At 70.5% G+C, this 7809-nt stretch carries 6 protein-coding genes; 2 read left to right on the forward strand and 4 right to left on the reverse strand.

The window, feature by feature from the left end; genetic code table 11:
- Both A9X03_RS12135 and A9X03_RS12140 read left to right on the forward strand, forming a co-directional pair.
- Window positions 1–410: DUF3000 domain-containing protein (locus A9X03_RS12135; protein WP_082950498.1), on the forward strand; the 410-nt coding region annotated here is incomplete at its 5' end.
- 1 nt (window position 411) lies between these two features.
- Entirely contained in the window at window positions 412–1716 is a 1305-nt protein-coding gene (locus tag A9X03_RS12140) for a ribonuclease D (RefSeq protein WP_067748645.1), read from the forward strand.
- 144 nt (window positions 1717–1860) lie between these two features.
- Here A9X03_RS12140 and dxs read toward each other — a convergent pair whose 3' ends face one another.
- The 4 genes from dxs to A9X03_RS12160 form a co-directional block, all read right to left on the reverse strand.
- Window positions 1861–3774, reverse strand: coding sequence for a 1-deoxy-D-xylulose-5-phosphate synthase (dxs, locus tag A9X03_RS12145; protein WP_067748642.1), 1914 nt, complete (start codon window positions 3772–3774; stop codon window positions 1861–1863).
- Window positions 3775–3831: 57 nt separating this feature from the next.
- Entirely contained in the window at window positions 3832–5295 is a 1464-nt protein-coding gene (locus A9X03_RS12150) for a cation:proton antiporter (RefSeq protein WP_068261234.1), read from the reverse strand.
- Between the two features lie 169 nt (window positions 5296–5464).
- Window positions 5465–6685 carry a class I SAM-dependent RNA methyltransferase gene (locus A9X03_RS12155; RefSeq protein ID WP_369827109.1) on the reverse strand — a complete coding sequence of 407 codons (1221 nt, stop codon included), beginning with the start codon at window positions 6683–6685 and terminating at the stop codon, window positions 5465–5467.
- Window positions 6685–7809, reverse strand: a 1125-nt coding sequence (locus tag A9X03_RS12160; RefSeq protein WP_156736878.1) for an APC family permease, incomplete at its 5' end; no start/stop codon positions are given. The genes A9X03_RS12160 and A9X03_RS12155, both read right to left, overlap by 1 nt.

The following is a 7809-nucleotide window of genomic DNA, read 5'->3' on the forward strand; positions in this document are numbered from 1 at the left end:
GGTCCGACGGCGACGCCTTCGGCCGACTCATCCTGCTGTACGACCCGGAAGGCGCCGACGCGTGGGACGGCACCATCCGGCTGGTCGCCTACATCCAGGCCGACCTGGACCCCAGCGAGGCCGTCGACCCCCTGCTGCCCGAGGTCGCCTGGAGCTGGCTGGTGGACGCGCTCGAGTCCCGGATGGAGCAGGTCACCGCCCTGGGCGGCACCGTCACCGCCACCACGTCGGTGCGCTACGGGGACATCTCCGGGCCCCCGCGCGCCCACCAACTGGAGCTGCGGGCGTCGTGGACGGCGACCACGCCGCAAGTCGGCGTCCACGTCGAAGCCTTCTGTGAGGTACTGGAACACGCGGCGGGCCTCCCGCCGACCGGCGTCACCGATCTGAGCTCCCGGTCACGCGCCTGACATGTGCGAACCGGATGCCCCCGGGCCCGGCAGCACTGCGCCCGACAACAGCGAGCCCGACAATCCCGAACCCCAGCCCACGCCGCTGCTGCACCCTGCCGAAGGAATTCCCGACCTCTCGGTGACCGCCCGGCAGATCCAGGAGGCCGCGAAGCTCCTGGAGCGTGGGCGCGGACCGTTCGCCGTGGACGCCGAGCGGGCGTCGGGGTTCCGGTACTCCAACCGGGCCTACCTGATTCAGATCCGCCGGGCCGGCGCCGGCACGGTGCTCATCGACCCGGTCAGCCACGGGGCCGACCCGGTGGAGGCGCTGCGGCCCGTCGCCGAGGTGCTGAGCGAAGACGAATGGATCCTGCATTCCGCCGACCAGGACCTGCCCTGCCTCGCGGAGGTCGGCCTGCGGCCGCCGGCTCTGTATGACACCGAGCTCGCCGGGCGGCTGGCCGGTTTCGAGCGGGTGAACCTGGCGACGATGGTCGAGCGGCTGCTGGGGTCCGGACTGGCCAAGGGCCACGGCGCGGCCGACTGGTCCAAGCGCCCGCTACCCGAGGAATGGCTCAACTACGCGGCGCTGGACGTCGAGCTGCTCATCGAGCTGCGCGCCGCGATCGCCGACGTCCTGGACCAGCAGGGCAAAACCGGTTGGGCCGCAGAGGAATTCGACTACCTACGGGCGGTGGGGTCCAGGGACCCCAGCGCCGCGGCGCGGCCCGACCGGTGGCGCCGCACGTCGGGCATCCACCGGGTGCGCGACCAGCGGGGGCTGGCCGCGGTTCGCGAGCTGTGGCTGACGCGCGACCGCATCGCCCAGCGCCGCGACATCGCCCCGCGGCGCATCCTGCCCGACTCGGCCATCATCGAGGCCGCCCTCGCCGACCCGAAGACGATCGAGGACCTCACCGCGTTGCCGGTGTTCGGGGGACGCAATCAACGCCGCAGCGCCGCCACCTGGCTGGGGGCGCTGGAGGCGGCCCGGCAAACCAAGAATCCGCCCGTCGACGCCGAACCGCCCAACGGCCCGCCTCCGCCGGCACGCTGGAGCCGGCGCAAACCCGAGGCGGCCGCACGGCTGGAGGCGGCGCGGGCGGCCCTGTCGCGGGTGTCGGAGCAGGTCCACGTCCCCACCGAAAACCTCGTCTCGCCCGATTTGGTGCGCCGGTTGTGCTGGGACTGGGAGCCGGCGCCCGATCCCCTCGACGCCGTCGAGACGTTCCTGCGCGCCGGGCAGGCCCGGCGGTGGCAGCGGGAATTGGTGGATCCCCCGCTGGCGCAGGCGCTGCAGCCCCCGGCCGAGGCCGGCGATTAGCTCGGGGCGTTCACTCATCGAGGGTGAATCGTGGGCATTGCGGGTGAGCGCTGGGCGGAGAAATCGGCGAGATCCCGCCGTGAGCGCACACTCAACGCCCCGAATGCACTCGCGACGATGGTGGGTGGCGACCCGCTCCGCTGACTAGTCGAGGTGTTCGCGGATCTCCGCTTCGGTGACGGAACTGCCCAAGGCGGCCACCCAGCCGGTGACGCGGCGGGCCACGTCCTGATCGGTCAACCCGAGGTCGGCCAGCAGCTCACCCCGCGAGGCGTGCTCGTAGAACCGCTGCGGCAGGCCGACGTCGCGGCACGGAACGTCGATCTCGGCGTTGCGCAACGCGGCGGACACCGCCGACCCGACGCCGCCGCTGACCCCGTTGTCCTCGCACGTGACGACCAGTTTGTGTTGCGCGGCGAGTTCGAGCACCCCGTCGGACACCGGTAGCACCCAGCGCGGGTCGATCACCGTCACGCCGATCCCCTGGTTGTGCAGCCGCTTGGCCACCTCCAACGCCATCGGGACGAACGCGCCGACGCCCACCAGCAGCACATCGTGGTTCAATCCGGCGGCCGGCACCGCCAGCACGTCCACGCCCGAGCGCCGCTCGAGCGCCGGAATGTCTTCGCCCACATCGCCTTTGGGGAACCGCAGGGCGGTCGGGCCGTCGTTGACGTCGAGGGCCTCGCCGAGCTCCTCGCGCAGCCGGGTGGCGTCCCGGGGCGCGGCCACCCGCATGCCCGGGACGATGCCAAGCATCGACATGTCCCACATGCCGTTGTGGCTGGCACCGTCCGAGCCGGTGATGCCGGCGCGGTCCAGCACCATGGTGACGGGCAGCTTGTGCAACGCCACGTCCATCATGATCTGGTCGAAGGCGCGGTTGAGGAACGTCGAGTAGATGGCCACCACGGGGTGCATGCCGCCCATCGCCAGGCCCGCGGCCGACGTCAGCGCGTGCTGCTCGGCGATGCCGACGTCGAAGAGACGATCCGGGAACTGTTGGCCGAAGGCGCTGAGCCCGGTCGGGCCCGGCATCGCCGCGGTAATGGCCACGATGTCGCGGCGCTTCTTGGCGTAACCGATGAGCGCGTCGGAGAAGGTGGCGGTCCAGCCGGGCCCGGCGACCTTGGTGGCCTGCCCGGTGACCGGGTCGATCACGCCGCAGGAGTGCATCTGCTCGGCCTCGTCGTCCTCGGCCGGGCCGAAGCCCATGCCCTTACGGGTGACGACGTGCACGATCACCGGCCGGCCGAAGCCGCGGGCGTGCCGCAGCGCCATCTCGACCGCGCGTTCGTCGTGGCCGTCGACAGGGCCGACGTATTTCAGCCCGAGGTCGGTGAACAGCAGCTGCGGGGACAGCGAGTCCTTGATGCCGGCCTTGACGCTGTGCATTAACCGGTAGGCGAGCTCGCCGAAGAACGGCATCGAGCGCACCGCGTCGCGGCCCTTCTCCAGCGCCTGCTCGTAGGCCGGCTGCAGCCGCAGGGTGGCCAGGTGGTCGGCGACACCGCCGATCGTCGGCGCGTAGCTGCGGCCGTTGTCGTTGACCACGATGATCACCGGCCGGCGCGAGGCCGCGATGTTGTTCAGCGCCTCCCAGCACATGCCGCCGGTGAGCGCGCCGTCGCCGACCACCGCGACCACGTGCCGGTTGCGGTGGCCGGTCAGCTCGAACGCCTTGGCCAGGCCGTCCGCGTACGACAGGGCGGCGCTGGCGTGGCTGGACTCGACCCAGTCGTGTTCGCTCTCGGCGCGCGACGGATAGCCCGACAGGCCGCCCTTCTTGCGCAGGCTCTCGAAGTCCTGGGCGCGACCGGTCAGCATCTTGTGGACGTACGCCTGATGGCCGGTGTCGAACACGATCGGGTCGTGCGGCGAGTCGAACACCCGATGCAGCGCCAGCGTCAGCTCGACGACGCCGAGGTTGGGCCCCAGGTGTCCCCCGGTGGCAGCGACCTTGTGAATCAGGAACTGGCGAATCTCGGCGGCCAGTTCGCGCAGCTGCGGTTGGGACAGGTGTTGCAGATCAGCGGGCCCGCGGATCTGTTCCAGCATCCCGATAGTCTACGCAGCGTCCGCGGGAACGACAGGGAAGCAGCGGAGCCGCAAGGCCTACGAGCGGCCGAAGAGCTCGGCCAGGCTGTCGCGAAGTTCGGGATCTGCCAGGACAACGACCTCGTCACCGGCCCGAAGCTCGGTGTCGCCCCGCACGGGCACCAGGCCGGTGGTGCGGACCACAATGCTCACCCAGATGTCGCCGACCCGGTCACTGAGGCCCTCGACGGTGCACCCCTCGGCGGTCGACCCGCGGGCGACGCTGAAGCGATGGACGCCCTGCGGTTCGTCCGCGAGCCGGACCCCGATCTGCCACGGCTGGGTCTCCACGGTCCGCATCGGTAGCCGCAGCAGCCTGGCCACACCGGGCACGGAGCTGCCCTGCACCAGCACGGAGAAGATGACGACGATGACCACGATGCCGTAGAGGCGTTCGGCGCCGGGGACGTGGGCGGCCCGAAGGAACTCGCCCAACAGGATCGGCACCGCCCCCTTGAGCCCGGCGTAGAGGACGAAGACGCGTTCGTTGCGTCGCAGCCGGACCGGAACGAGGCACGAGCCCACCGCCAGCGGCCGGATCAACAATGTCAGCGCGACACCGAGTGCGACCCCGGGAATCCACACGTCCGCGTGGGCCAGGACGTTGATGTCCACGGTCAGGCCGAGAAAGGCGAACGCGACGATTTCGGCCAGCCCCGCCAGGGCGGCGTGGAACCGCTTGATCTCCGGCTTGTACGGCGCACGAGCGTCGCCGATCACGATGCCGGCGACGAATACGGCCAGGAACCCCGAGCCGTGCGCGAGCGTCGCGATGCCGTACAGCATCAGGCACGACGCCAGCGTGCGCAGCGGGTAGAGGCCTTCGCTCGGCAGGGCGACCCTTCGCATGAAGACGAGCAGGGCCCGGCCGCCGATCACCCCGACGGCCAGCCCGACCGCCATCTGGAGAACGAATTGCGTTCCCACACCGGCGAATCCGGCCGCGCTCAGGCCGCCCGCGGCGATCAGGCTGGACATCAGGGAGATGCCGACCGGGTCGTTGGCGCCGGACTCGCCCTCCAAGATGGTGCTGCTGCGGCCCCGGATCTCGCGTTTGCCCAGGACCGAGAAGACGACGGCGGGATCGGTGGGGGCCACGGCCGTGGCGACGAGTACCGCCGGGAACCAGGCGATTCCGAACGCGTAGTGCACCACCAGGGCCGCCCCGGCGGCGGTCAGGGCGGTCCCCAACACGCCCACCGACAGGATCGGGATGGCGGCCGCGCGGAACCGCGATGGCCCGATGTGCATGCCGCCGTCGAACAACACCAACACCAGCGCGATCGTGATCACCCGCTCGACGGTCGGCTCGGACGGCGACTGCACCGCCGGCACCGCGTGCACAACCACGGCGGCCCCGACCAGCACGAGCAGGGGCACCGGGATCTTGACCCGCTCGGTGAGGCGGTTCGCCAGGACGGCGACCAAACCGACTGCGCTGCAGAACAAAATGATCAGCGCGTAACGAAGAGTCTCGGTCACGATGGCCGCCGTCCGATACCGCTTGATGCGTCGGCGGGCGCGGCCCGCTCTTCGATGGTAGGCACCTAAGCCTTTCGGTTGGTCGACGGGGACATCGAGGACATCGCCGACCAGACTTCCCGGCACACCGTGACGGAGTCTATCGGCTGCGGCGCCCTTCCTCTAATCGCTAGCGGGTCAACAGTGCTACGCACTCGGTGTGATGCGTGAGCGGGAACGCGTCGAAGACCTTGATTTTCTCGACGGCATAGCCCTGGCCGAGATAGAGGCCGATGTCGCGCGCGAAAGACGCCGCCTCGCAACCGATGTGCACCACCCGCGGAACCCCGGCCGCCGCCAGCAGCTCGATGATTTCGCGCCCCGCACCCGCCCGGGGCGGGTCCAGCACCGCCACATCGGCGCTCGAGCGTTGCGCGCCGAGCGCCCGGCGCACGGAGTCGGTGACGACCTGCACCTGCGGCAGGTCGTCCAGCGCGGCGCGGGCGGACCGCGTCGCCGCGCGGGAGGTGTCCACGCTCAGCACCCGCCCGGACTCGCCCACCGCCGCTCCCAGCGCCGCGGCGAAAACGCCGGCGCCGCCGTACAGATCCCAGGCGGTCGCGCCCGGCCCGGGCTGCGCCCAGTCGGCGACCAGCCGGCTGTACACCGCCGCCGCGCCGCGGTGCGCCTGCCAGAACGCCGTCACCGGGATCTGCCAGCTGCGCCCGTCCACCCGCTGGATCGCCTCGTAGCCGCCCTCCACGACCTTGGTCGCGGTCCGTTTGCCCTGCCGCAGCGTGCGCACCACGTGGCGCGCGCCGTCGTCGTCGACGACTACGTGCAATTGGGCCGTCGGGGGCCAGTCCGATTGGGCGAGCCCGTCGAGCATGCCGGACGGTAACTGCGCGCAGCGCAGGTCGGTCACCAGATCGTCGCTGTGATACCGGTGAAACCCGGGCCGACGGTCCGCGCCGACATCGAGCCGGACCCGCGTGCGCCACCCCGTCGGCCCGGAATCCGACAGCGGTTCGGCCTCGCCGGCCCAGTGGTGCCCGCCCAGCCGCTCCAGCTGGTTGGCCACCACCTGCGCCTTGAGGACCAGCGCCGCCTCCGGCGCGGCGAACGCCAGGTCGCAACACCCGGCCCCGTCCACCCCGGCGATGGGGCACAGCGACTCGACGCGGCCGTCGGCCGGTTCCAGCACCTCGAGGGTCTCTGCGTGCCAATAGGATCCGCGGTCGGCGGTCACCCGGACCCGCACTCGCTCGCCCGGCAGCGCGTAGCGGACGAACACCACTCGCCCTTCGTGGTGCGCCACACAGCTGCCGCCGTTGGCCGGGGCGCCGGTCACCAGCGTGAGTTCCTCACCCGCGGGCAGCACCGCGCTGGGTGTGCGAGGCGATTCGCGCATCAATCGAAGATTCCCCGACGGGTGTCCCCCGGGGCCACATGCGGCTGCAGCGTCTGCAGCCGCTCAGACGAATTCAGTTGCCACGGAACCGAAGTCACCATCACGTTGGGCATGAACAGCAGCCGGCCCTTGAGCCGCAGCGCGCTTTGGTTGTGCAGCACCTGCTCCCACCAATGCCCCACCACGTACTCGGGGATGAACACGGTGACGACGGTGCGCGCTGATTCCTTGCTGACCCGCTTGACGTAATCCAGTATGGGACGGGTGATTTCGCGATACGGCGACGCGATCACCTTCAGCGGCACGCTGATGTCGCTTTCCTCCCACTGGTGCACCAGCTCGCGGGTTTCGCCGTCGTCGACGCTGACGGTGAGCGCCTCGAGAACATCGGGACGGGTCGCGCGCGCGTAGGCCAGCGCGCGCAGCGTCGGCAGATGCAGCTTCGACACCAGCACCAGGGCGTGGTTGCGGCTCGGCAGCACCACGTCGTGCTGGGCGGCGGCCTGCTCCTCCAGCTCCCTGGTGACGGTGCCGTAGTGCCGGTGGATCATCTTCATGATCAAGAACAGCAAACCCATCGCGAAGAGCGCGATCCACGCGCCGGCGACAAACTTGGTGACCAGCACGACCAACAGAACGGCGCCGGTGGAGAGCAATCCGACCGTGTTGACGACGCGGGAGCGCATCATCTTGCGGCGCGCGCGGGGGTCGGTTTCGGTGCGCAGCAACCGGGTCCAGTGCCGCACCATGCCGATCTGGCTCAGCGTGAAGGAAATGAACACGCCGACGATGTACAGCTGGATCAGTGCGGTGACCTCGGCGCGGAACGCGATGATGGCCAGCAGCGCCGCCCCGGACAGGAACAGGATGCCGTTGGAGAACGCCAACCGGTCGCCCCGGGTGTGCAGCTGGCGCGGCAGATAACTGTGCTGCGCCAGGACCGAACCCAGCACCGGGAAGCCGTTGAACGCCGTGTTGGCCGCCAGCACCAGGATGAGCGCGGTGACCGTTGCGATCAGCAGGAAGCCGATGTGGAAGCTGCCGAAGACCGTTTCCGCCAGCTGGGTGACCAGCGTCTTCTGGTAGTAGCCGGGCGGCGCGCCGGTCAATTGCCGGGCGGGATC

The organism is Mycobacterium sp. E1715 (genome assembly GCF_001667625.1).
GTDB lineage: Bacteria > Actinomycetota > Actinomycetes > Mycobacteriales > Mycobacteriaceae > Mycobacterium.